Annotated in this window: 1 protein-coding gene; it reads left to right on the top strand. The window is 43.6% G+C overall.

The features are described from left to right. The coding region (locus R2R70_RS21430) for a hypothetical protein (RefSeq protein ID WP_410979115.1) at window positions 1-257 on the top strand (257 nt) is incomplete at both ends.

The raw sequence follows: 257 nt of genomic DNA, 5'->3' as shown, positions 1-257 counted from the left end.
GCGCTGTTTACGAGAGTGAAAGCGACGACAGTTGGGATTTATTAGTGCTGCAAAAAGTGCTTGAAGATATTCAAAAGCACCACGATAACGGCGACTACAATCAAGCGGTGTCGCAGCGCATAGTTAGCTATTTAATAAAACAGGGTATACAAGAAAAAGGCGTCGGTCAGCGATTTTTAGTAGGGCAAGTAAATTTTTGTACGCTTATGCCCATGCGCGCCGTGCCATTTAAAGTAGTGTGCATGCTAGGTTTAAAC

This window comes from Cobetia sp. SIMBA_158 (assembly GCF_046566945.1).
In the GTDB taxonomy this organism is placed as follows: Bacteria; Pseudomonadota; Gammaproteobacteria; order Pseudomonadales; family Halomonadaceae; genus Cobetia; species Cobetia amphilecti.
This window is presented reverse-complemented; position numbering and strand designations above follow the sequence as displayed.